General features: G+C 69.3%; 22 protein-coding genes, 1 tRNA gene and 2 pseudogenes. 19 read left to right on the top strand and 6 right to left on the bottom strand.

All coding sequences use genetic code 11. The annotated features are described in order from the left end of the window. From ASD25_RS26720 to ASD25_RS32910, 11 genes and pseudogenes are all read left to right on the top strand, one after another. Window positions 1-1,007, top strand: a 1,007-nt coding sequence (locus tag ASD25_RS26720; RefSeq protein ID WP_056621493.1) for an MBOAT family protein, incomplete at its 5' end; no start/stop codon positions are given. Between the two features lie 15 nt (window positions 1,008-1,022). After that, complete coding sequence (locus ASD25_RS26725; RefSeq protein WP_055831485.1) at window positions 1,023-1,544, top strand: hypothetical protein; 522 nt, start codon at window positions 1,023-1,025, stop codon at window positions 1,542-1,544. A 43-nt stretch (window positions 1,545-1,587) separates the two neighbouring features. Continuing rightward, window positions 1,588-2,901, top strand: coding sequence for a tyrosinase family protein (locus ASD25_RS26730; RefSeq protein WP_055831482.1), 1,314 nt, complete (start codon window positions 1,588-1,590; stop codon window positions 2,899-2,901). 204 nt (window positions 2,902-3,105) lie between these two features. Next, window positions 3,106-3,714, top strand: a complete 609-nt coding sequence (locus ASD25_RS31115) for a hypothetical protein (RefSeq protein ID WP_055831481.1) — start codon at window positions 3,106-3,108, stop codon at window positions 3,712-3,714. A gap of 64 nt (window positions 3,715-3,778) precedes the next feature. Further along, a complete protein-coding gene (locus ASD25_RS26740) occupies window positions 3,779-6,226 on the top strand; it encodes a S9 family peptidase (protein ID WP_055831478.1) in 2,448 nt (815 codons plus the stop codon). A 90-nt stretch (window positions 6,227-6,316) separates the two neighbouring features. Next, on the top strand, window positions 6,317-7,744 hold the full coding sequence (locus ASD25_RS26745) for a circularly permuted type 2 ATP-grasp protein (RefSeq protein ID WP_055831475.1): 1,428 nt from the start codon (window positions 6,317-6,319) through the stop codon (window positions 7,742-7,744). Further along, window positions 7,745-8,677, top strand: coding sequence for an alpha-E domain-containing protein (locus tag ASD25_RS26750; RefSeq protein WP_055831473.1), 933 nt, complete (start codon window positions 7,745-7,747; stop codon window positions 8,675-8,677). 4 nt (window positions 8,678-8,681) lie between these two features. Further along, complete coding sequence (locus tag ASD25_RS26755) at window positions 8,682-9,509, top strand: transglutaminase family protein (RefSeq protein ID WP_055831470.1); 828 nt, start codon at window positions 8,682-8,684, stop codon at window positions 9,507-9,509. An 81-nt stretch (window positions 9,510-9,590) separates the two neighbouring features. Then, window positions 9,591-10,355: a hypothetical protein gene (locus ASD25_RS26760; RefSeq protein ID WP_055831608.1), complete on the top strand. Its 765-nt coding sequence runs from the start codon at window positions 9,591-9,593 to the stop codon at window positions 10,353-10,355. Between the two features lie 114 nt (window positions 10,356-10,469). Beyond that, window positions 10,470-11,681, top strand: a pseudogene (locus tag ASD25_RS26765) (glycoside hydrolase family 47 protein); the annotation flags it as partial. Between the two features lie 121 nt (window positions 11,682-11,802). Beyond that, complete coding sequence (locus tag ASD25_RS32910; protein ID WP_255356204.1) at window positions 11,803-11,889, top strand: hypothetical protein; 87 nt, start codon at window positions 11,803-11,805, stop codon at window positions 11,887-11,889. A gap of 15 nt (window positions 11,890-11,904) precedes the next feature. On the opposite strand, the gene ASD25_RS26770 is transcribed toward ASD25_RS32910, so the two are convergent. Further along, complete coding sequence (locus ASD25_RS26770; RefSeq protein ID WP_055831468.1) at window positions 11,905-12,306, bottom strand: GIY-YIG nuclease family protein; 402 nt, start codon at window positions 12,304-12,306, stop codon at window positions 11,905-11,907. A 92-nt stretch (window positions 12,307-12,398) separates the two neighbouring features. Continuing rightward, window positions 12,399-13,758, bottom strand: a pseudogene (locus ASD25_RS32540) (GH92 family glycosyl hydrolase). On the opposite strand from ASD25_RS32540, the gene ASD25_RS32545 reads away from it, so the two are divergent. Continuing rightward, a complete protein-coding gene (locus ASD25_RS32545) occupies window positions 13,643-13,915 on the top strand; it encodes a hypothetical protein (protein WP_235562900.1) in 273 nt (90 codons plus the stop codon). The pseudogene ASD25_RS32540 and the gene ASD25_RS32545 sit on opposite strands and share 116 nt — an antisense overlap. 27 nt (window positions 13,916-13,942) lie before the next feature. Here ASD25_RS32545 and ASD25_RS32550 read toward each other — a convergent pair whose 3' ends face one another. Both ASD25_RS32550 and ASD25_RS26780 read right to left on the bottom strand, forming a co-directional pair. After that, complete coding sequence (locus tag ASD25_RS32550) at window positions 13,943-14,725, bottom strand: hypothetical protein (RefSeq protein ID WP_235562896.1); 783 nt, start codon at window positions 14,723-14,725, stop codon at window positions 13,943-13,945. 61 nt (window positions 14,726-14,786) lie between these two features. Further along, window positions 14,787-14,862: transfer RNA gene (locus ASD25_RS26780), tRNA-Lys, on the bottom strand. A gap of 199 nt (window positions 14,863-15,061) precedes the next feature. Here ASD25_RS26780 and ASD25_RS26785 point away from each other — a divergent pair. Both ASD25_RS26785 and ASD25_RS26790 read left to right on the top strand, forming a co-directional pair. Continuing rightward, the gene (locus tag ASD25_RS26785; protein ID WP_055831463.1) at window positions 15,062-16,513 is read left to right on the top strand and encodes an amino acid permease; all 1,452 of its coding nucleotides are present in this window, start codon (window positions 15,062-15,064) and stop codon (window positions 16,511-16,513) included. After that, window positions 16,513-16,866: an Hpt domain-containing protein gene (locus ASD25_RS26790; RefSeq protein WP_055831461.1), complete on the top strand. Its 354-nt coding sequence runs from the start codon at window positions 16,513-16,515 to the stop codon at window positions 16,864-16,866. The genes ASD25_RS26785 and ASD25_RS26790 overlap by 1 nt, the downstream gene beginning before the upstream one ends. Here ASD25_RS26790 and ASD25_RS26795 read toward each other — a convergent pair. Next, entirely contained in the window at window positions 16,863-17,207 is a 345-nt protein-coding gene (locus ASD25_RS26795) for a chorismate mutase (RefSeq protein WP_055831459.1), read from the bottom strand. The two genes, ASD25_RS26790 and ASD25_RS26795, sit on opposite strands and share 4 nt — an antisense overlap. Continuing rightward, entirely contained in the window at window positions 17,179-17,994 is an 816-nt protein-coding gene (locus ASD25_RS26800) for a ferredoxin--NADP reductase (RefSeq protein ID WP_055831457.1), read from the bottom strand. Before ASD25_RS26800 ends, ASD25_RS26795 begins: the two co-directional genes overlap by 29 nt. 105 nt (window positions 17,995-18,099) lie before the next feature. Between ASD25_RS26800 and ASD25_RS26805 the strand changes: the two genes are divergently transcribed. From ASD25_RS26805 to ASD25_RS26825, 5 genes are all read left to right on the top strand, one after another. After that, window positions 18,100-20,358 carry a S9 family peptidase gene (locus ASD25_RS26805; RefSeq protein WP_055831454.1) on the top strand — a complete coding sequence of 753 codons (2,259 nt, stop codon included), beginning with the start codon at window positions 18,100-18,102 and terminating at the stop codon, window positions 20,356-20,358. 347 nt (window positions 20,359-20,705) lie between these two features. After that, a complete protein-coding gene (locus ASD25_RS26810; protein ID WP_055831452.1) occupies window positions 20,706-22,013 on the top strand; it encodes an amidase in 1,308 nt (435 codons plus the stop codon). A 37-nt stretch (window positions 22,014-22,050) separates the two neighbouring features. Continuing rightward, on the top strand, window positions 22,051-22,548 hold the full coding sequence (locus ASD25_RS29875; RefSeq protein WP_082560154.1) for a low affinity iron permease family protein: 498 nt from the start codon (window positions 22,051-22,053) through the stop codon (window positions 22,546-22,548). Continuing rightward, window positions 22,545-22,820 carry a SemiSWEET family sugar transporter gene (locus tag ASD25_RS26820; RefSeq protein ID WP_055831450.1) on the top strand — a complete coding sequence of 92 codons (276 nt, stop codon included), beginning with the start codon at window positions 22,545-22,547 and terminating at the stop codon, window positions 22,818-22,820. The genes ASD25_RS29875 and ASD25_RS26820 overlap by 4 nt, the downstream gene beginning before the upstream one ends. 118 nt (window positions 22,821-22,938) lie before the next feature. Then, entirely contained in the window at window positions 22,939-24,159 is a 1,221-nt protein-coding gene (locus tag ASD25_RS26825) for an MFS transporter (RefSeq protein ID WP_255356205.1), read from the top strand. The last annotated feature ends 42 nt before the right edge of the window (window positions 24,160-24,201 follow it).

Consider the following 24,201-nt stretch of genomic DNA (forward strand, 5'->3'; position numbering starts at 1 on the left):
GCAGCATTTCGTACGTCGTGGACGTGCATCGCGGGAAGACGCCGGCGGCGAAGAGCCTGCTSGACGTCATGCTGCTGATGAGCTTCTTCCCGCATCTGGTGGCGGGGCCGATCGTGCGGGCGTCGGACCTGCTGCCGCAGTTCGACCGGACGCCGCGRCTGACGCGSGAGATGGCCACCCACGGCCTGCTGCTGATCGTCTGGGGGCTGTTCAAGAAGACGGTGATCGCGTCCGAGATTTCGGTGAAYCTGGTCGAYCCGGTGTTCTTCGATCCCTCGGCCTATGGCGCGGTGGATATCGCGGCGGCGGTCTATGGTTATGCGGTCCAGATCTATTGCGACTTCTCGGCCTATTCGGACATGGCCATCGGGATCGCGGCCCTGCTCGGCTATTCCTTCCCGCGCAATTTCGACCAGCCCTATCGCGCCAGTTCGATGCAGGCCTTCTGGCGGCGCTGGCACATCAGCCTGTCCAGCTGGCTGCGGGACTACCTGTATGTGCCGCTGGGGGGCGGGCGCAGGGGGCTGATCTCGTCGTGCATCAACGTCTTCATCACCATGGTGCTGGGCGGGTTGTGGCACGGGGCGGCCTGGACCTTCCTGGCCTGGGGGGCGCTGCACGGCGGGGTGCAGGTGATCGAGCGGCTGGGTCGCGCGGCGTTCGGGGACCGCAAGGTCGTTCCGACAGTCGTCGGGGTGCTGGTCACCTTCCACATCGTCTGCCTGGGCTGGATCCTGTTCCGGGCCGAGAGCTCCGACATGGCCATGGCCATGCTGCAGGGCCTGGGGCGGATCGGGCCGGTGGCCGCCCTGACGCCGCTGCTGCTGATGCTGATCCTCGGCGGGCTGGCCATGCACTGGTTGCCGCCGCGCGCCGTCGAGGGGCTGGCCGAGCGGCTGAAGACGGCGCCGTCGATCACCCTGGGCCTGCTGGTCGGCGCGGCCTTCCTGCTGATCGAGGCGGTGCGCCCCGAGGGCGTGGCGCCCTTCATCTATTTCCAGTTCTGAGGCGTTGGACCCGCGATGACCGACGACACGACAGGCAGGCACGAAGATCCCCCGGAAAGGCTGGAGCCGTTCCCGCTCCAGGGGGCGGATTCGCCCTTTCCGCCGCTGTACGAAAGTCTGCCGCCGCCGCCGAAGGATCCGCCCAGCGACTGGATCGAGACGGCCGACGCCCATGACCTGCCGACACGCGACAACGCCCTGACCGCCCTGGGTCGGTTCGCCTTTCCGCCCGCGCCGCCGCTGGACGACGAGGGCGTGGCGGCGCGCGACCGGCGCTGGACCAGCCGGACCGTATTGATGACGGCGGCCTTCCTGATGGTGTTCAACGCCGTGTCGCCGCTGAACTGGGCGCGGCAGCAGCCGCCGGGATGGATCGCGGGCACGGTGGAGCAGCTGTCCGAGGTCTGGGTCGCCCGGTTGGCCGTCTTCGGCGTCGATCAGCCGCGTCAGGGCCTGCGCGAGATGTGGACGGCGGCGCGGCAGGCGCGGTTCATCGGCCAGGACCCGGTGCGCGACGCGGGGTCGACACCAGGTTGAGATTGGTGAACCTTCGCGGTTCAGAAGATGTGCGGGGGCATGGGTGAAAATCGACCGACGGAAGGCCCTGACCGGCGCCGCGATGCTGAGCCTGTGCGCCGGTCCGGCGCTGGGCCAGACCCGGCGGACAAGACGCGGCGCCGGCGGTCTGTCCGCCACCAGCGACGATGTGGTGGCCTTCGGCGAAGGCCTGGCCCTGATGAAACGGCGGCGCGACGACCGGTCCTGGGCGCGGCAGAACGCCATCCACTCCCGCAACGGCCAGCACAACAACGGCCTGTTCCTGCCCTGGCACCGGCTGCAACTGCTGCATCTCGAGCGGATCATCGCCGGCCTGACGGGGCATGCCGCCTTCGCCATGCCCTACTGGGACGCGCAGGAGCATCGGACCCTGCCGTCGTGGATCACGGAGCAGGACGCCCTGCTGTACGAGCGGCAGCGCGCGCGCGGCGTCGAGACCCTGGACTTCAACGCCGCCCGGTGGGCCCGGTCGCCGTATATGTCGCGGCTGACCTCGGATGATTTTCCGACCTTCGCGGGCCGGCTGCCGACCGGGGCGGGGATGGTCGAGGGCTATGGCCACAACTACATCCACGAACTGGTCGGCGGGGTGATGAAGCGGCTGACGACGGCGGCGACCGATCCCATTTTCTGGCTGCATCACTGCAATGTCGACCGCGTCTGGGCGACCTGGCACGCGCGTCAGCCGGCCGGCGTCTATCCCGAGGACTGGACCGCACGGACGCTGGACGGCTTCGTCGGCGGGCAAGGCGAGGACACGGGCGACTGGCGGGTTGGGAGCGTGCTGGAGACGCGGGCGCTGGGCTATGGCTACGACCATCTCTATCCCTTCCCGGTGTTCAACGCGCCCGAGGTGGGACCGCCGGGAGCGACGCGGCGCGAGCCGCTGGGCGGGGTCGTCCACCGGATGCGGGCCGAGGGCGGAGACGGGCAGGGCGGCTTGTCCGTGACCCTGCCGGCGGAGGCCGTGGCGCGGATGCGGGCGGCGGACGACACGCTGATGATCGAGGGGGCCGGATCGGTCGCCTGGGCCGCGAACGAGACGCTGCTGGACCGGTCGATCGAGATCCGCATGAGCTGCGCCGGGCGGCGGATATCTCTGGGGTCGTCGCCGACCTTCCTGCACCTGCGGGAAGGCGTGGAGGCGCACCACGCCGGCGACTACGTCCTGCCGTTCCGGTTCGGCGAGGAGGTGCTGAACCTGATCGGCGAGGGCGATGCGCCCGTGACCATCAGCGTCGAGGCCGAGGACCTGGCCCCGGAGGCCGGACGGGGCCCCGCGCAGGCGCTGGCGCTCGACCTGTCGTTGACCCTGACCGAAAGCCGCTGGGCATGAGCCGTTTGAAGATCGTTCTGGTGCTGGCGCTGGCGGCGCTGTGCGTTCCTGTGGCCGGCTGTTCGGTGTTTCAGGATCAGGTTCCGCCACCGGTGATGGCGCCGCCGCCTCCACCGCCTCCACCGCCTCCACCGCCTCCGCCCGCCTCCGCCCGCCGCGCCGCCGCCGGCCCAGGCGGACCTGTGGCCGGACGGGCGGGCGCCGATGTGTTTCGAGGCCCCGGCCGAGGCGGACGCCTGGGCGCGGGAGAAGGTGATGGACGCCGCGGCCGCGTGGGAGGCCGTGGCCCGGGTCGAGTTCGACATCCTCGCCGCCTGTCCGGCGCCCGGCTCAGGGCCGCGCCGGATTCCCATACGGATCGAGCACGATCCCGAGCTGTTCGCCTCGTCCAGCCATCTGGGCGTCAATCTGGTGCGCGGCGGGGCCATCACCCTGAACGCCGACTATCTGGTCACCAACCGCATCTGCGGCCGGCGCGGGACCGTGGGGCGCGAGGGGTGTTTCTACGCCGACGCCCTGCATGAGCTGGGACACGCCCTCGGCTTTTCGCACGACCACGTCAGCCCGCGCGCGCCCGATTGCGTCGCCCGCCTGGGCACGCCGGAGGCCGAGGTCGCCGACGAGCAGTATTACGACCCCGCATCGATCATGAACTACTGCAACCCCGACCGCTGGAAGGGCCAGTTGAGCCCTGCCGACCTGTGCTCGGTCCGCGCCGCCTACGGCGGACCGCACGGCGACCGGCCCAGCCGGGCCAGCTGCTATGCGATGACCGGGGCGACCGCGGGCGGTCGGGAGAGCCGGCGCCCTTGACCCCCGTCTCCCCCGCACCCTAGCGTGCGGCGCCCGTGGGGCGTGGTGGTTTGGGGAAGTCAAAATGCGTCATGGTCTGCTCGCACGGGCTCTGCCCGCCTTCGTACTTCTGGCGGCCCTTGCGGGGCCGGTGCTGGCCCAGGACGGCCTGGCCTACCAGCAGCCGCCCGCGCCGATCGCCGACATTCTCGACACCAAGCCAACGCCGACGCCAAGCCTGTCGCCCGACCGGACGACCCTCGCGCTGTTCGAGCGCGCCAATCTGCCGCCGATCGCCGAACTGGCAGAGCCGATGCTGCGGCTCGCGGGATACCGGATCAATCCGCGCAACAACGGGCCGGCGAACAGCCGGGTCACCTGGCTGACGGGGCTGAGCCTGCAGCCGGTCGCGGGCGGCGAGGCGCGCACGGTCGCGCTGCCGGCCAATGCGCGGTTCCTCTCGCCCAGCTGGTCGCCGGACGGAAAATCGATCGCCCTGATGATGGACGCCCCGACGGGGCTGGAGCTGTGGGTCGTGGATGTCGCGAGCGGACAGGCGCGCAAGCTGACCGACGCCCGTGTCAACGCGGCCGGGGGCGGGGCCTTCGACTGGCTGCCGGACAGTTCGGGCCTGATGGTGCGGATGACGCCCGAAGGCCGCGGCGCGGCGCCGGATGTGAGCCGAGCCCCCGTCGGCCCGACGGTCGAGGAAAGCATGGGGCGGACGGCCCCGGCGCGGACCTATCAGGACCTGCTGTCCAACGCCGGCGACGAGGCCCTGTTCGACCACTATTTCACCTCGCAGCTGACGCTGGTTCCGCTGAATGGACCGGCGCGCACGCTGGGGGCTCCGGCTGTGTATCTCGGCGCGGGCGTGTCGCCCGACGGGCAGCACGTGCTGCAGACGACGGCCAGGCGGCCCTACAGCTATGTCGTGCCCGCCGCCCTGTTCCCGGCGGACGTGGTCGTGACCGATCTGCAGGGCCGGGTCGTTCACCGGGTCGCCGACCTTCCCCTGAGGGACAACATCCCGACGCCGTTCGACGCCGTGGCGCCGGGCCCGCGCTCGGTGCAGTGGCGCGCCGATGCGCCCGCGACCTTGGTCTGGACCGAGGCCCAGGACGGCGGCGATCCGCGCACGCCCGCCGAGGTGCGCGACCGGGTGTTCATGCTGGCGGCGCCGTTCAACGCCGGGCCGACACGGCTGATCGACCTGAAGGAACGCTACGCCGGCGTGACCTGGGGTGACGCGGACACCGCCCTGGTGAACAGCCGCTGGTTCAACACCCGGCACGAGACCCGCTATGTGGTCGATCCGTCAAACCCGGGCAGCGGGCGGGTCCTGCTGGAGCGCAATTATCAGGACCGGTACAACGATCCGGGCTCGCCCGTGACCGAGCCCAACGACCAGGGCTTCCCCGTCATCCGTTTCGCCCGCGACGGCCGGGTGCTGACAACCGGCCCCGGCGCGACGCGCGAGGGGGAGTACCCCTTCCTGGCGGCCATGGACCTGTCGAACGGACAGTCCGAAAGGCTGTGGAGCTCGGCCAGCGGCGACTATGAGAGCGTCGTCGGCATCCTTGACGAGGAAGGCCGCCGTCTGGTGACCCGCCGCGAGACCCGCAACGACCCGCCGAACCTGTTCGTCCGCGACCTGGATGCGAGCCGGCAGGACGCCCTGACGACCTTCCCCGATCCGGCGCCGCAGCTGGCCGGGGTCAGCAAGCAGACCATCGCCTATACGCGCGCCGACGGCGTGGCGCTGTCGGGGACGTTGTATCTGCCGGCGGGGTACGACAAGGACCGCGACGGTCCGCTGCCCCTGGTGATGTGGGCCTATCCGGCCGAGTTCACCGACGCGGCGGTGGCCGGCCAGGTGGTGGACAGCGCCAACCGCTTCACGCGGCCCGGCGGCATCAGCCATCTGTTCCTCCTGACCCAGGGCTATGCCGTGCTGGACGACCCGTCGATGCCCATCGTCGGCGTGGGCGGAGCCGAGCCGAACGACACCTATGTCGAACAGCTGAAGGCCAGCGCCGAGGCGGCGGTCGAGGCCGTGGTCGGCATGGGCGTGGCGGACCGCGAACGGATCGCCGTGGGCGGGCACAGCTACGGCGCCTTCATGACCGCCAACCTGCTGGCCCACACCGACCTGTTCCGCACCGGCATCGCCCGGTCGGGCGCCTATAACCGCACCCTGACGCCGTTCGGATTCCAGGCCGAGCAGCGGACCTACTGGGAGGCGACCGAGACCTATACGGAGATGTCGCCCTTCACCTACGCCAACCGGGTCAATGAGCCGATCCTGCTGATCCACGGCGAGGCCGACGACAACTCCGGTACCTTCCCGGTCCAGTCCGAGCGGTTCTACGCGGCGCTCAAGGGCAATGGCGCGACGGTGCGCTACGTGGTCCTGCCGCTGGAAGCCCACGGCTATCGCGCACGGGAATCCGTGGGTCATACGCTGTGGGAGATGACCCGCTGGCTGGACCAGTATGTGAAGAACGCGCCGCCCCGGTCGGCCGCCCCCTGAGGCGACGGAACGCTTGCCGCGCCGCAACATTCCTGTTGCCTCAGCGACGCTTGTCGGGTCACGCTGAATCTTCAGAGCAGCGGGAGCGGCATGGCGTTCGACGAGATGTCAGGTGGGGCGCCCGGGTGCGGGGCGGATGTCCGCGACAGTTATCGCGGGCTGGCCCGCTGGCTGGCCGAGGCGCCGGACGGCCTGCTGCAGGCGCGCTCGCGTCAGGCCGAGCTGTTCTTCCGCCGCATGGGCATCACCTTCGCCGTCTATGGCGACGCGGAGTCGAGCGAGCGGCTGATCCCCTTCGACGTCGTGCCGCGCATCATCGGGGCGTCGGAATGGGCCGGGCTGGAGGCCGGGCTGATCCAGCGCGTGACGGCGATGAACATGTTCCTCGCCGACGTATACGGCCCGCAGGAGTGTCTCAAGGCGGGCGTCCTGCCGCCCGAACTGGTGCTGACCAATCCCCACTATGTGCCCGAGATGCAGGGCCGCCGGCCGCCGCGCGGGGTGTGGGTGCATATCGCCGGCGTCGATCTGGTGCGGACGGGCGAGGACGGCTTCTACGTGCTGGAAGATAACTGCCGCACGCCCAGCGGGGTCTCCTACATGCTGGAGAACCGCGAGATGATGATGCGGCTGTTCCCCGACCTGTTCGCCGACTATCCGGTGCGGCCGGTCGAGACCTATACGGACATGCTGCTGAGCTCGCTGCGGGCCTGCGCGCCAGAGGCGGCGGGGCCGGACCCGACGATCGTGGTGCTGACGCCCGGGCCGTTCAACTCGGCCTATTATGAGCACAGCTTCCTGGCCGACAAGCTGGGGGTCGAGCTGGTCGAGGGGCGCGACCTGTTCGTCGACGATGGCAAGGTCTTCATGCGCACGACGCAGGGACGCCAGCAGGTCGACGTCGTCTACCGCCGCATCGACGACGACTACCTCGATCCGCTGACCTTCCGGCCGGATTCGTCCCTGGGCGTGCCGGGGCTGATGACCGCCTACCAGGCCGGGACGGTGACCCTGGCCAATGCGGTCGGGACGGGCGTGGCCGACGACAAGGCGGTCTATACCTACATGCCCGAGATCATCCGCTTCTTCACCGGCGAGGAGCCGATCCTGAAGAATGTGCCGACGTGGCGCTGCCGCGAGCCCGAGGCGCTGAAGGAGGTGCTGTCGAAACTGGATCAGCTGGTGGTCAAGGAGGTCGGCGGATCGGGCGGCTACGGCATGCTGGTGGGGCCGGCGGCGTCGAAATCCGAGATCGAGGCGTTCCGCAAGCGGCTGATCAACGATCCCGACGACTTCATCGCCCAGCCGACCCTGGAGCTGTCGACCGCGCCGACGTTGGACAAGTCCGGCGTGCTGGCGCCGCGCCACGTCGACCTGCGGCCGTTCGTGCTGTCGAGCCCCGACGGGGTGAAGGTGGCGCCGGGCGGTCTGACGCGGGTGGCGCTCAAGCCCGGGTCGCTGGTGGTCAACTCCAGCCAGGGCGGCGGGACCAAGGACACGTGGGTGCTGGATGTTTGAATGCTGAGCCGCACCGCAGACAGCCTGTACTGGACCGGCCGCTATATCGAGCGGGCGGATTTTCTCGCCCGCATCCTCGAGGCCACGCTGAGGCTGGCCGCCATTCCGACGCGCGGCGACGGCGACGCGGAAACCGTATGGGCCAGCGCGCTCGCTTCCGCCGGCGCGCCCAAGGCGCTGGGCCGGTCGCCGACCGAGAAGTCGGTGCGGGAATATCTGGCCTTCGCGCCGGACAATTCCTCGTCGATCACCGCCTGCATCACCCGGGCGCGGACCAACGCCCGCTCGGTGCGAACGGCCCTCACGGTGGAGCTGTGGGAGGCCATCAACGGCGCCTGGAACGGGCTGGAGGAACAGGGCCAGCCGACGCGCCGCGACGAGTTCGCCCGCTTCCTGGAGTGGGTGAAGACGGTCACCCTGTCGGTCGAGGGCGCGACCAGCCGGACGATGCTGCGCAACGACGGCTACTATTTCCTTCGCCTGGGGGCGGCCATCGAGCGGGCCGACAACACGGCGCGGCTGCTGGACGTCAAATACCATCTGCTGTTGCCCGAGGGCGAACGGGTCGGCGGGCAGCTGGACTATTTCCAGTGGACGACCCTGCTGCGCGAGGTCTCGGCGCTGACCGCCTATCGCTGGGTCTATCGGGACTCGGTCAAGCCGTGGCTGGTGGCCGATCTGCTGGTGCTGAACCGTCAGATGCCGCGCTCGCTGGCCAGCTGTCAGGCGTCGATCGTGCGGTATCTGGAGCGTCTGGCCAGCGACTATGGCCGGCGGGGACCGGCGCAGCGGCTGGCGGCGGAGCGGATGCGGGCCTTCGACAATTCGCGCATGGACGACATCTTCCAGTCGGGCCTGCACGAATACATCCAGGCCTTCCTCGGCGAGAACGGCCGCCTCGGGCAGGCGATCCACGAACAGTATCTGAGCTGACCCAGTGCGCATCCGTATCGATCACGCGACCACCTACGCCTATGACCGGGCGGCGCGGTTCATCATCCAGACGCTGCGTCTGTCGCCCCGGTCGTCCGAGGCCCAGCAGGTGCGGGACTGGCGGGTCGAGACCGATGTCGACGCGCGTCTGCGCAAGTCCGAGGACGCCTTCGGCAACATCGTCCACACCCTCTATACCGAACAGCCGACGCAGAGCCTGACGATCCGGGTCTCGGGCGAGGTGGTGACGAACGAGACCGCCGGCGTCGTGCCGCGGGATCAGGAGACCCTGTCGCCGCTGGTGTTCCTGCGGGATACGGCGCTGACCAAACGCGACAAGCTGATCTCGGTCTTCGCCTCGGAGTTTTCGGCCCATCCGCCGCTGGAGCGGCTGCACCGGCTGATGGCCGGGATCCACGGCTCGGTCGCGTTCGAGGTCGGGGTGACGACGCCGACCCATACGGCGGCCGAGGTCCTGGCCCTGGGGCGGGGCGTCTGTCAGGACCACGCCCATGTCTTCATAGCCTGCTGCCGGCAGATGGGCGTGCCGGCGCGCTATGTGTCAGGTCATCTGCTGCGGCGGGACGGACAGGACGACCAGGAGGCGGGCCACGCCTGGGCCGAGGCCTGGATCGAGGATCTGGGCTGGGTGGGATTCGATCCGGCCAACGGCATCTGTTCGACCGAGCGCTATGTGCGGGTCGCCACCGGCCTGGACTATCTGGGCGCGGCGCCGGTGCGCGGGGCCACCTACGGCGGGGGCGGCGAGCGGCTGGCGGTGCGGCTGAACGTGCGTGATGCGGACATGCAACAGAGCCAGCAACAGGCCTGACCCGGGTGAGGATGCGGGCGCCGCCGTCGCGCGAATCTGATACCGTCGCCTCATGACTGCCGTACGGGGATGGCGCGCCGCATGACCTATTGCGTAGGCATGCTGGTCGAAGAGGGTCTGGCGATGATCGCCGACACCCGCACCAATGCGGGCGTCGACAGCATTTCGACCTATCGCAAACTCCACGTCGTCGACCGGCCCGGCGAGCGGGTTCTGGGCGTCTGCACCGCCGGCAATCTGTCCGTCACCCAGACCGCCCTGGCCATGGCGAAGGAGGGCGTCCACCTCAACGTCGGCGACGAGCCCGAGACGCTGGAGACGGCGCCGAGCCTGTTCCGCTGCGCCCAGATTCTGGGCCACGCCCTGCGCAGCGTGCGCTTGTCGATCGCGCCGGCGCTGGAGGCCGACAGCCTGAACACCTCGGCCTCGATGCTGCTGGGGGGCCAGATCAAGGGCGGCGAGATGGGGCTGTTCCTGATCTACAGCCAGGGCAATTTCATCGAGTGCGGGCGCGACACGCCCTATCTGCAGATCGGCGAGCTGAAATACGGCAAGCCCATTCTGGAGAGCGGCCTCGCCTTCGACACGCCGCTGGCCGAGGCGGTCAAGCTGGGACTGATCTCGTTCTCGACCACGATGCGCAGCAATGTCGGGGTCGGGGCGCCCTTCGACCTGATCACGATCCGCCGCGGCTTCATCAGCGGCGAACAGCGGCGGATCGAGGAAGACGATCCCTATTTCGCCGACCTGCACGAGCGCTGGACCCGGGCCCAGAACACCGCGCGCCGGTCGATGCCGGAGCCGCCGTGGATGATCGGGCCGCGACTGGCGTCCAGCCGCACCTGATCCTTCTTCCGATCATCCCGGCTGTCGCCGGGATGATCGGAGTTGTTCAGCCTGACCCTCAAGGTAGGGTGGCGCATGATCCGATCCCTGAGCCGCCGCCACACCCTTGCCCTGATGGGCGGAACCGCCGCCGCCGGCCTGCCCGCCTTCGCGCGGAATGAGGACTGGGCCGCCCTCGGCGCCGATGTGAAGGCCGAGTTCAAATGGGCCTGGGACCACTATGTCGCCCGGGCCTGGGGCAAGGACGAGATCAATCCTGTTTCGGGGACCAGCCAGTCCTTCTTCATCGAGGGGCATGACCTCGGCCTGTCGCTGGTCGAGGCGCTGGACACGCTGTGGATCATGGAACTGGACGAGGCGTTCCAGGCCGGGGTCGACTGGGTGAAAGCCCATCTGGACTTCGACATCGACGGCTTCGCCCAGGTGTTCGAGACCAATATCCGGCTGGTCGGCGGCCTGCTGTCGGCGCATCTGGCCAGCGGGGATCCGGTGCTGCTGGCCAGGGCGAAGGATCTGGCCGACCGGCTGATGAAGGCGTTCGACGCCTCGCCGCACGGTCTGCCGTACCGCTATGTGAACCTGAAGACGGGGGCGGTGCGCGACCCCATGACCAACCTCGCCGAGATCGGCACCTACGCCACCGAGTTCGGCCTGCTGGGCCAGCTGACGGGCGAGCCGAAATACTATGCGGCGGCCAAGCGGGCGATAAAGCATGCGCTCGAGATGCGGTCGGACAAGGGTCTGATGGCGGCCAATATCCATGCGGAGACGGGGCTGTTCACCAGCCGCAACGCCTCGATCGACGTCTATGCCGACAGCTTCTACGAATATCTCTGGGACAGCTGGGAGATGTTCGGCGACGCCGAGATGAAGCGCTGGGCCGAGGAATGCACGGGCGCGATGATCGCCCATCAGGGGCGCCGCTACGAGGGCCGGCTGTGGTTCCCGATGGTGGACTATGAGACCGCCGAGGTGACCGGCACGTCGCAGACCGTGCTGGGCGGTTATCTGGCCGGGCTGCTGGGGCAGGTGGGACGCAAGGCCGAGGGCGACGACTTCCTGGCCAGCTACACCGACATGCAGGCGCGCTACACCATCATCCCGGAATCGATCGAGGTGACGACGGGGACGGCGCGCGGCAAGCGCACCGGCCTGCGKCCCGAGTTCGCCGACGCCTGCCTGAACCTGTGGCTGGGCGACCGCGACGAGCGGTATCGCGCGCTGACGGCGGTGCACTACCGGGCGATGAAGGMGACGTCGAARGCGGCSTAYGGCTAYACSTCGCTGGCCGACATCACSACCCGGCCGATGRCSCAGGGCGACAACTGCCCCGGCTACTGGTGGTCGGAGCAGATGAAATACTACTTCCTGATGTTCGCCGAGCCGAAGCGGGTGGACCTGAGCCGGCTGGTGCTGGTGGTCGGAGCAGATGAAATACTACTTCCTGATGTTCGCCGAGCCGAAGCGGGTGGACCTGAGCCGGCTGGTGCTGAGCACGGAGGCGAATGTGCTCAGGGGGTTTGTGAGGGGCTAGGTCGGCGGAGGACGCCTAGTCCTCCAGGTCCCGAGCCTGCCCCAGCCGCTTCAAGAACGCCGCGACACTCCCCTCTCCGTCATCCTCGGACTTGATCCGAGGATCGGGCGCCGATCCGCACAGCGATGGGTACAGGTCCGCCCAATCAGGATTGCGCGCCTCGATCAACTGCATCTTCCACGCGCGTTTCCAACGCTTGAGGGCCTTCTCCCGTCGGATGGCCTCCGTGACCAGCGCGTGCTGTTCGTACCAGACCAGAAGATTGCACTCGTGGCGTTTGGTGAAGCCTTCGATGACGCCGTCGCGGTGCTGTCGCCCGCGCTCATAGAGGTTGCTGGTCATGCCGATGTAGCGGACGCCGAACGGTCGGCTGGCCTCGATATAGGTGGCGATGAACGGGCGGCGCTCGCTGTCCATGGACCGATCTGAGGAACGTCCGGCCCTCGGGTCAAGCCCGAGGGTGACGGTCTTGAGGGGAGTGCGGCGTCCTGATGAGCCGGCGCTGGACGTCAGTTCGCCGGATACCCCGTCATCGAATACGGCCGCGCCTCCGCGCTGACACCCCAGGTCATGTTCGACTCCCTCCCCATGAGGAACCTCAGTTCGCCGCCTGCCATGATCTCCTCGTGCCCGATCCAGGTCCGCGCCAACGGTACGCCGTTCAACATGATCGCCTGGATGTACGGGTGGTCGTCGGCCAGACCGTCCGTGACGATGGCGAAGCGCTTGCCGCCGGGCAGGTTCAGCACCGTGCGGTCCGTGAACGGCCGGCCGATGACGTACTGGTTCGAACCCGGCGTCACCGGATAGAAGCCCATGGCCGTGAACATCAGCCAGGCCGACATCTGGCCGACGTCGTCGTTGCCGGCGAGGCCGTCGGGGCGGGCGTGGTACTGGCTGGTGACGATCTGCGTCAGCCGCGCCTGGGTCCGCCACGGGGCGCCGGCGTAGACGTACATATAGCCGGTGTGGTGGCTGGGCTCGTTGCCGTGGATGTACTGGCCGATCAGGCCGGCGATGTCCTCGGCGTGGGAATAGTCGAGCCCGGTGTTGTCGAAGTCGAACATGGCGTCGAGCTTGGCCACCGTGGCCGCGTCGCCGCCCATCAGGTTGACGAGACCGCCGAGGTCCTGGGGCGCGAACCACGAATACTGCCAAGCGTTGCCCTCGGTGTAGTCCGATCCGTAGTTGATGGCGGTGGGGTCGAAGGGCGTGCGGTACGAACCGTCGGCCAGACGGGCGCGGACGAAGCCGGTGTCGCGGTCGAAGGTGTTCGTATTCGACGGTCTTGGACGCSGCCTCGGGCTCGCGGTCGATGGGGACGTAGCCGAGGTCCATATAGTCGCCCAGCCCGCCATAGGGYCGGTAGGTGGCGCTGGCCGTCATGGCGGCCAACGCCGCGGCGCCGTCGATGCCGGGGATGCCCTTCAGATACGCATCCGCGATGACCGGGACGGCGTGATAGCCGATCATGGTCCAGGTCTCCTGACCGTGGAACGACCAGACCGGCAGGATGCCGTAGGGGCTGACCTGTTGCGCCGCGATCAGCGAGTTGACGATGTCGGCGTTGCGCGCCGGCGGGGCGACGAGGGTCAGCAGCGGATGCTCGGCGCGGAAGGTGTCCCAAAGCGAAAAGGTCGAATGGACGGTGAAGTCGGACTGATGGACCTGCTGGTCCGGCCCGCGCCAGCGGCCGTCGGCGTCGCCATGGACGCTGGGCGCGATCAGGGCGTGATAGAGGGCGGTGTAGAGGGTGGTCCGCATCTCCGGCGCGGCCTCGATCTCGACCACATTCAGCGCCTCTTCCCACGCCCGGCGGGTGACGGCGCGCGTGCCGTCGAAGTCGAACTCGCCGCCCTCCGACTCCAGATTGCGGATCGCTCCGGCCTCATCGACGGACGAGACGGCGACCTTGACCAGCAGCGGCCCGGCGATCTCGCCGAAGTCGAAGGCGGCCTCGAGCTGGCGGCCCTGGACCTGGTCGCGATCGGCGGGGGTGCGGCCGGGCTGGCGGAAGCCGTTGTAGGGGATGGCCTCGTCGCGATCCTTCAGCTCATGGCCGACCATGGGGCGCGAGAAGCGCATGGCGAAATAGAGCTGGCGGGCGGGGGCCCAGCCGCGCGTCTCGCGGAAGCCGGTGACCGTGCCGTCGGGATGCGAAATAGAGCTGGCGGGCGGGGGCCCAGCCGCGCGTCTCGCGGAAGCCGGTGACCGTGCCGTCGGGATGCAGGCGGATGCGCGACCACAGCACCTTGCCGGGGTAGTCGTAGATGGAGTTGCGCAAGTCGAGCAGGACGCGGGCGGGAGCGCCGCGCGGGAAGCTGTAGCGGTGCAGGCCGATGCGGACGCCCGCGGTCAGTTCGGCGCGCACGGCCGAGTCGGTCAGGCTGACGGCGTAATAGCCGGGCTCGGCGGTCTCGGACGCCTTGCTGTAGCGCGAGCGGTAGCCCGAGCCGGGCTGGTCGGCCGCGCCGGGGTCCCATTTCAACTCGCCCGAGATCGGGGTGATCAGCACGTCGCCGAGGTCGGAATGGCCGGTGCCCGAGAAATGGGTGTGCGAGAAGCCCATGATGGTCGGGTCGTCGTAGCGGTAGCCCGAGGCCCAGTCATAGGACTGGCGGAACGGCCGGTAGTCTGTGTCGGGGCTGAGCTGCACCATGCCGAACGGGGCCACCGCGCCGGGGAAGGTGTGGCCCTTGCCGGCCGTGCCGATGAAGGGGTCGACGGCCTCGAAGGGCGTGGGGAGGGGCGGGGGCGCTTCCTGCGCGGTGGCGCAGCCGGCGAGGGCCAGAACCAGAACCGCCGCCCATATCGTGCCCTGGCCGATCCGCCGCATGAAACGCCCCTCCGCGAAGAAGGGGGAGCCTATGCAGGATGGAGGGGAGAGGGAAGGACGATGGTGGGTGATGTAGGGTTCGAACCTACGACCCGCTGATTAAGAGTCAGCTGCTCTACCAACTGAGCTAATCACCCGGACCATACGTCAGGCGGAGCCTCGCAAGGCTCGTGCCGTCCCGACCGTGCCAGTCCAGGACCGGCGTCGGCGAGGGGGCGTACCTAATGGGAATGCCGCTCGCGTGCAAGGGGATGCGGCTGGCCGTTCCGGTTTGTCGCAGGACGGTCTAGGGTCGTGAATCAGCCGCCGGGGAGCGGCGACGGGGGAAAACGCACCATGGCCTTCTGGAACCGCCGGCGCTCGATCGACGCCATGCTGGCCCCGCACAGCGGGCATGCGCTGAAGAAGACGCTGAGCTGGCCGCACCTGATGGCCCTGGGCGTCGGGGCCATCGTGGGCACCGGCATCCTGACCCTGATCGGGGTCGGAGCCGGGCTGGCCGGGCCGGCGGTGATGATCAGCTTCGCCCTGGCGGGCCTGGTCTGCGCCTGCGCCGCCCTCGCCTACGCCGAGCTGTCGACGATGATGCCCGCGGCGGGCAGCGCCTACACCTATTCCTACGCCGTGCTCGGCGAGCTGGTCGCCTGGATCGTGGGCTGGAGCCTGATCCTGGAATATTCGCTGGTCGTGTCGGCGGTGGCCGTGGGCTGGTCGGGGTATGCGGTCGGCTTCCTGAGCGGCATGGGGCTGGACCTGCCGACGGCGCTGACGGTCGGACCGCACGTGGCGGGCGGGATCGTCAACCTGCCGGCGGTGTTCATCATCGCCGTGGTGACCGGCCTGCTGCTGCTGGGCACGCGCGAGAGCGCGACGCTGAACGCGGTGCTGGTGGTCATCAAAATCCTGGCCCTGATCGCCTTCGTGGCCATCGCCCTGCCGGCCTTCGACGCCGCCAACTTCACGCCCTTCATGCCCAACGGCTTCGGCGCGCCGGCCCTGCCGTTCGCCGAGCAGATCACCGGCCAGCCCGTGGTCCAGACCGGCGTCATGGCGGCGGCGGCCATCATCTTCTTCGCCTTCTACGGCTTCGACGCCATCTCGACGGCGGCCGAGGAAACCAAACGGCCCGAGCGCGATCTGGCCATCGGCATCGTCGGCTCGATGGTGGTCTGCACGGCCCTGTATCTGGTCGTCGCGGCCGCCGCGATCGGGGCCCGGCCCGTGGCCAGCTTCGCCGAAAGCCCGGAACCGCTGGCCCTGATCCTGCGCGAGATGGGGCAGGGCACGGCGGCGCAGTGGATCGCGGCCAGCGCGGTGATCGCCCTGCCGACCGTGCTGCTGGCCTTCCTGTTCGGCCAGAGCCGCATCTTCCTGGGCATGGCGCGAGACGGCCTGCTGCCGCGGCGTCTGGCCCGGGTGTCGGTGCGCGGCGTGCCAGCGGTGGTGACGGTCTTCACCGCCATCGTCGTGGCGGCGCTGGCGGGGGTGATGCGGCTGGACGAGCTGGCCTCGTTGGCCAACGCCGGGACGCTGGCGGCCTTCGCGGCCGTGGGCCTGTGCCTGATCGTGCTGCGGGTCCGCGACCCGAACCGCCCGCGTCTGTTCCGCGCGCCGCTGTGGTGGCTGGTCGGGGCGATCACCATCGTCGGCTGCATCGTCTTCTTCTTCAGCCTCGCGGCCCGGACGCAGATGTGGTTCGTGATCTGGAACGTGATCGGTCTGGTCATCTACTTCGTCTGGTCCTCCCGGAACTCGCGGCTGGCCAGGGGCGAGGAGACCGCCGGCTGATGGCCCTGCGCGACCTGTCCGGCGCCGTCGACTTCGCCGTCCTGGAGGCGGCGACCGGCGGCGACGACGGGATCGGCGAGGAGGTGCTGGGTCTGTTCGCCCAGCAGGCGGCCCTGTGGTCGCCCATGCTGGACGTGCGGGACGAGGGCTGGCGCGACGCGGCGCACACGCTGCGCGGCGCGGCCGCCGGCATCGGGGCCGGGACGCTGGCCGAAGCCTGTCAGGCGGCGGAGGCGGCGGACAAGGCCGCCGCGCCGCCGCTGCTGGAGCGGGTGCACGACGCGCTGGAGGCCGCCCTCGCCGACGTTGCGGCGTACCGGCACGAGCTGATGCTGAGGTCGCTGAGGGGCTAGCCCCGCGTGCGGTCGAACGCCTCGAACTCGTGGGCGATGCAGCGGGCGATCAGGGTGCGCCAGACGGGCTCGGCGATGGCGGGCGAGAGGCCGGCGGGTTCGGCGGCGATGAGCACCTTGCGCACCACATCCTCGATGCGGGCGTCGTCGTGGACGACCGAGCGGTCCGGCTTGATGCGGGCGGCGGCGTCCATATAGCGCTGACGCTCGGCGAGCAGGACGACGAGGGCGCGGTCGAGGGCGTCGACGCCCTGACGGACCTCGGCCATGGAGGCGCAGGCCTCCGGCGCGGTGCGCGGATCGATCGTGACGCTATCCGACAAAGGCGCGCTCCAGCACATAGTCGCCCGGTTCGGCGTTCGACCCTTCCTTGAGGCCGAAGGCTTCGAGCAGTTCGCCCGTCTCCTTGATCATGGCCATGGAGCCGCACAGCATCACCCGGTCACGTTCGGGCGAGAAGCCCGCGGGAAGGCCCAGATCAGCGAACAGGGCGCCGGACCTGATGCGGTCGGTGATCCGGCCGGGGGTCTCGAACGACTCGCGGGTGACGGTGGGGTAGTAGACCAGCCGGGCCTTGGCCTCCTCGCCGACCAGGGGGTCGTCGTGGATTCCGGAGGTCAGGAAGTCGCGGTAGGTCAGGTCGGCGACGTTGCGCACCGTGTGGCAGACCACGACCTGGCCGAAGCGGGCCCAGGTGTCGGGATCGCGGACCACGCTGAGCCATGGCGCCAGGCCGGTGCCGGTTCCGATCAGCCACAGCCGCTCTCCGCCGGTCAGGGCGTCGAGGACGAGGGTGCCGGTCGGCTTCCTGCCCATCAGCACGGTGTCGCCGGGCTGGATCTTCTGCAGGCGCGAGGTCAGGGGGCCGTCGGGGACCTTGATGGACAGGAATTCCAGCTGTTCGTCCCACGAGGGGCTGGCGATGGAATAGGCGCGCAGGATCGGCTTGCCGCCGTCCTCGCCGGGCAGGCCGATCATCACGAACTCGCCCGAGCGGAAGCGGAAGTCGTCGGGGCGCTCTATGGCGAAGCTGAACAGCTGGTCGGTCCAGTGGCGCACCCACAACACCTTCAGCTCATGGAAGGGCGAGGCTTTCGCGGGCGGGGAGGAAACGGCGAGGTCGGTCATCTCGGGGCTTATTAGGCGGTGCGGCGGCGGGGGGGAAGCCGCGGGGATGTCGCGATCCGAGCTTGGGGGATGACGACGACGAATTCTCCCTCTAGCGTTCGCCTCATGCGCAACAAACTCCTCGCCTCCACCCTGTTCCTTGCGGCGTTGTCGCCGTTCACCGCCGTGATGGCGCAAACGGCGGACCCGGCGATCCTTACGCCCGAGCGGGTGTTCGCCAATCCGTCGCTGGCCGGACCGGTGGCGCGCGGGGTCAGCCTGTCGCCGGACGGCGAACTGGTCGCCTTCCTGCGGTCTCGCGAGGACGACGTGGACGTGCTGGATCTGTGGGCCGCCCCGACGGGCGCCGGCGAGCCGTTCAAGCTGATCGACGCGCGGGCGCTGGTCCCCGACGCCGGCGAACTGTCGGAGGCCGAGAAGGCGCGGCGCGAGCGCATGCGGATCTCGCAGCGCGGCGTGGTCGAATATTCGTGGGACGAGCAGGGCCGTTACATCCTGGCCCCGCTGGAAGGCGACATCTTCCTCGCCAGCCGGGACGGAGGCGCGGTGCGCCGGCTGACCGAAACCGAGGCCGACGAGATCGACGCCAAGGTCTCGCCCAAGGGCAACTATGTCTCCTTCGTGCGGGATCAGGACCTGGTCGTTGTCGATCTGGCGAGCGGCGCCGAGACGCCGATCACCGACGACGGCGAGGGCCTGATCACCTGGGCGACCGCCGAGTTCATCGCCCAGGAGGAGATGGATCGCGACACGGGCTACTGGTGGAGCCCGGACGAGCGCTACATCGCCCTGCAGCGCACCGACGAATCGCCCGTCGACATCGTGCCGCGGCTGGACATCACCGGCGGCGGCGCGACCGTTGTCGAGCAGCGCTATCCGCGCGCGGGCAGGCCCAACGCTGTGGTCGAACTGTATGTGCGCGACATCGTCGGCGGCGGCCGGGTCAAGGTCGACCTGGGCGAGAACACCGACATCTATCTGGCCCGGGTGAACTGGTCGGCCGACGGCCGCACCCTGTATGTGCAGCGCGAGAGCCGCGATCAGAAGCGGCTGGACCTGCTGCGCGTCGATCCGGCGACCGGCGCCTCCCGCGTGATCTCGACCCAGCGGTCGGACGCCTGGGTGTCGCTGAGCAACGACTTCAAGGCCCTGGATGACGGCACCTTCATCTGGTCGTCGGAGGAGACCGGCTGGAAGCACCTGTATCTCTACAACCGCGAGGGCCGCCGTCTGCGGGCGATCACGCGCGGGGACTGGCCGGTCAAATCGCTGAACGGCGTCAACCAGGCGACCGGCGAGGTCTTCTTCACCGCCTCGATGCGCGACGGGCGCGAACTGCCGATCGAACAGCAGATGTTCCGCGCCTCGCTGCGCCGGACGGTGACGCCGGTGGCGGTGACGCCGGGCGGCGGCTGGTGGAGCGCCTCGGTCAACAAGACCGGCACGGCGTTCGTGGGCAACTATTCGGATCTCGACACGCCGCCGCAGTCGGGCCTGTACCGCGCCGACGGGACCTTCGTGCGCTGGATCGAGGAGAACGCGCTGGACGCGGACCACCCCTTCTTCCCCTACGCCTCCCGGCGGCAGACTCCGACCTTCGGCACGCTGGACAGCCATGGCGAAACCCTGGTCTGGCAGATGACCACCCCGCCGGGCTTCGATCCGTCGAAACAGTATCCGGTGGTCATGCAGGTCTATGGCGGCCCGTCGGGCGGCGGGGTCAAGCAGGCGTGGCAGTCGGCCACCAGCCAACTGCTGACCGAGGCCGGCTACATCGTCTTCCGCCTCGACAATCGCGGCGAGGGCGATCGTTCCGCGGCTTTCAAACAGGCCCTCTACCTGAAGATGGGACAGCCCGAGATCGAGGACCAGGTGCTGGGCGCCGACTATCTGCGCTCGCTGCCTTATGTCGACGACGACCGCATCGCCATGATGGGCTGGTCCTACGGCGGCTTCATGAGCCTGATGGCCCTGACGGAGCCGAAGATGGGGCTGGCCTCGGCCATCGCCGGCGCCCCGCCGACCGAGTGGAGCCTGTACGACACCCACTACACCGAGCGGTTCATGTCGACGCCGGAAGCGAACGCCGCGGGCTATGCCGCCTCGGACGCCATTCCGCGGCTGCCGAACCTGACCGGGCGGCTGCTGCTGATGCACGGCATGGCCGATGACAATGTCATCCTCGAGAACTCGACCCGCGTCATCGACGCGCTGCAGGCCTCGTCCACCCCGTTTGAACTGATGCTCTATCCCGGTCAGCGCCACGGCGTGCGGGGCAATGAAAGGCAGCTGCAGCAATGGCGTACCTATCTCGACTTCCTGGATCGCACGATCGGTTCAAGGGCGCCCGCCGCGCGGGACTGATCGCAGGGGCGATCGCGGTTCTCTGCGCGCCTAACGCAACGGCGCAGACACCGTCGCCGACCGGCAGCCAGCGGAGCGTGGCCGGGAGCCAGTGCCGGGCCCTCGAAACCCTGACCGCGTCAGAGCGGCGGAGCGCGGAGTACATGCTGGCTGAACGGGGCTGGACCGCGGGACGGCCCGTCCCCTGCATAAAGACGGAGCCAGGGCGGAGCGTGGGGTCGATGGGGTCGATCTGCATCGACGGTCCCGAACCGGATATCATTGATTGCGTGGAGCACCTTGGAACCAGGCCGCGCTCGGGCCGGGATCCCTGGAACAGTGTCATCGCGCTCGTGCCCTCTCCGGTTATGCCGCCACCGGGCATTGACGCCGACAGCGGTCTGGTCGGCACGCCGATCCTGCTGAAAGACAATATCGAAACGACCGAACTGCCGACGACGGCGGGATCGCTGGCGCTGGCCGGCAATTCGCCCGGGAGGGACGCGCCTCTGGTCACGCGTCTCCGCGCAGCCGGCGCGGTCATCGTCGGCAAGGCGAACCTGTCCGAATGGGCCAACATCCGTTCGACCAATTCCATCAGCGGATGGAGCGCCGTCGGCGGGCAGGCGCGGAACCCTTACGATCCGGAGCGGACGCCGTGCGGGTCCTCCGCTGGCAGCGCCGTGGCCGTGGCGGTGGGTCTTGTCCCGGCGGCGATCGGCACCGAGACGGACGGCTCGATCACCTGCCCGGCCTCCGTCAACGGCGTCGTCGGGTTCAAGCCGACGGTGGGGCTGGTCAGCCGCACGCACATCGTCCCGATCAGCCATTCGCAGGACACGGCCGGACCGATCACCACCACCGTAGAGGACGCGGCCATCGTGCTGTCGGTCATCGCGGGATCGGACCCGCTCGATCCGGCGACGGTCGAGGCCGATGCGCGCAAGGTCGACTATCGCGCGGCTCTGGACGCGGACAGCCTGCGCGGGACCCGGCTCGGCGTGATGCGGTTCCTGGTCTCCAACTATTCGGCGGAGACGCAGGCCGAATTCGAACGGGCCCTGCAGGCCCTGCGCGACGCGGGGGCCGAACTGGTCGAGATCACCGAGGCGCCGAAGGATTTCCGCGCCCTCGGCGGCTGGGAAATCCAGGTCCTGATGAGCGAACTGAAGCACGATCTGAACGCCTATCTGGCCTCGACCGACCCGGCGCAGGTGCCGACCCGGACCCTGGCGGACCTGATCGCCTTCAACGACGCCGAGCCGCGCGAGACGGTGCTGTTCGGCCAGGAGCTGTTCCTGCGGGCGGAGGCGACCACGGGGCTGGAGGATCCGGTCTATCTGGACGCGCGCGCCAACTCGCTGCGCGCCGCGGGTCCCGAGGGCATCGACAAGATGTTGGCGGACCATACGGTCGCCGCCCTGATCGCGCCGACGACCTCGCGCGCCTGGACCAATGACCGCGAGGACGATGACAACGCCCAGGGCTCGGCCAGCCGGCTGGCGGCGGTGGCGGGCTATCCGCACCTGACCGTGCCGATGGGCTTCGACCGCGGCATGCCGGTGGGGATCAGCTTCATCGGCGGCAAGTGGGACGACGCCCGCATCCTGTCGCTGGGCCATGCCTATGAACAGCGGACCTATGAGCGCCGGCCGCCGACGCTGGCGGCGCCGTAGGCGGCAACCTTCGGCGGGGCGAACGGGTTGGAGCGGCATGGAAAAGCTGTTCGTCTCCTTCGCCACGGCGACCGCCAGGATCGCCGGCAAGCCGTGGACCTTCCTCGGCTGCGTGCTGATCGTGCTGCTCTGGGCGGCGACGGGCCCGATCTTCAATTTCAGCGAGACCTGGCAGCTGATCATCAACACCGGGACGACCATCGTCACCTTCCTGATGGTCTTCCTGATCCAGAACACACAGAACCGGGACGGCGCCGCCATGCAGGCCAAGCTCGACGAACTGTTGCATGCGGTCCGGGCGGCGGACGAGCGGTTCGTCGGCATCGAACATCTGACCGAGAAGGATCTCGACAAAATTCTCGGCCAGGTCGAGGAACGGGCGGCGCGCGTTCATGGCGAGGGGGCCGGCGCGCTGCCGGTCGTGGCCACCCGGGCCGAGGACACAACCGCGGGAAACCGTCGACGGAAGGCGGCCGCGGGAAAGGGGCCCGGCAAGGCCAAGACCGCGGCCCCGGCGCGAAAGACCCGCGCGTGAGCGAGTTGGTCGCCAATGTCGTCGGCACGGCCGCCGCCCTCTGTTCGATCACCAGCTTCGCGCCGCAGATGATCAAGATCTGGAAGGAGCGGGACGCCTCGTCCGTGTCGCTCAAGACCTATTCCCTGACGGTGACCTGTTTCATCCTGTGGACCGCCTATGGGGTGCTGACGGGGGCCTGGCCCATCATCGTGGCCAACGCCTGCGCCCTCGTGATGGCGTCGGGCGTGCTGGCGATGAAATGGCGGTTCAGCGAACACGGCAAGGCTTGACCGATCCGGCTTCGCCGCCGAGACTTCGGTTCTGCCAGCGCTCGGGCTGAGAGGACGGCTCATCTCCCAGATTCCGTCTTCCGACCGGCTCGCGCCCCTGGCGTGGGCCGCCATCCTGATCGTCGCAGCCAGCCATTTCGCGGCCTTCGTCGATCGCAGCCTGCCAGCCGTCGTGGCCCCCCTGATCCGAACCCAATTCGGCCTGAACGACACCCAGATCGGCCTGTTGCAGGGGCCGGCCTTCTCGACCCTCTACGCATTCGGCCTGCTCGGGGCGGGCCATTTCATCGCTGGCCGGAATCCCTATCGGGTCGCGGCGGCCTGCGTGATCGTCTGGACCGCCGGCGCCGTTCTGTTCGCCCTGGCCCCCGACTACCCTTCGATGCTGGCGGCGCGTGTGGCCCTGGGTCTGGGTCAGGCGGCCTTCGTGCCCGCAGCCCTCATGCTGCTGACCGCGCAGGACGACGCCGGGCGCAGGGCCCGCGCGCTGTCGACCTTCACCACCGGATCGGCCACCGGGCGCAGCGCTGCATTGGTGCTCGGCGGGGCTGCGCTGGCCATGGTCGCCGGCCGGGCCGTCGCCGGGCTGGAGCCCTGGCGGGCGGCGTGTCTGGCCCTGGCGCTCCCAAATCTTGTGCTGATCGCTCTGCTGGTATGGAGCGGGCGCGGCCATGAGACCGTCGTCCGCGAGCCGGGTCAGGGTCTCGGCGACGCGTTTCGTTTGCTGGGCCGCCGCTGGCGCGTCTTCGCGCCCCTTCTGATCATCGGGGCCTGCGCGGTGCTGATGATCCAGGCCACCGCCGCCTGGAGCCCCTCGATCCTGAATCGCAGCTTCAGCCTGACGCCAGCGCAGGCCGCGCTTGTCGCGGGCGCGGTGGCCCTGAGCTTCGCGCCGCTCGGGCATCTGGGAGGGGGGTGGACCCTGGGCTCGCCCGTGGGGCGGCGCTTCGGCGCCGGTCCGCTGCTTGCGGCGGGGATGGCGCTGGCGCTGGTCAGCGTCGTGGCGCTGGCGTCGGCGCGGGGGCTGCCCATGGCGGCGGCAGGCCTGGCCGGTCTGACAGTCGGCGGCGGCTTCACGGCGGTCATCGCGCTGATCGAGGTCCAGGCCCTGACGCAGCCCCGTCTGCGGCCGCAGGTCGGAGCCGTCTATCTGGCCTTCGTCTCCCTGATCGGCGTCGGCCTGGGGCCGTTGCTGACCGGAATCGTCAGCGATCACGGCGGGACTGGTCACGGCGCCCTGACCTGGGCGATCGCCGCTGTGGTCAGCGTGGCGGCGATCGTGGGGGCGGGCGTCGCCCTGGCCTTCGCCGGCCGGCGGGCGCTGGATGCCAGCGTCTGAGCCCGCGGCGTCGAAAGGGGCGACGAACGCTGGAACCCGGTC

It is taken from the genome of Brevundimonas sp. Root1423 (assembly GCF_001426805.1).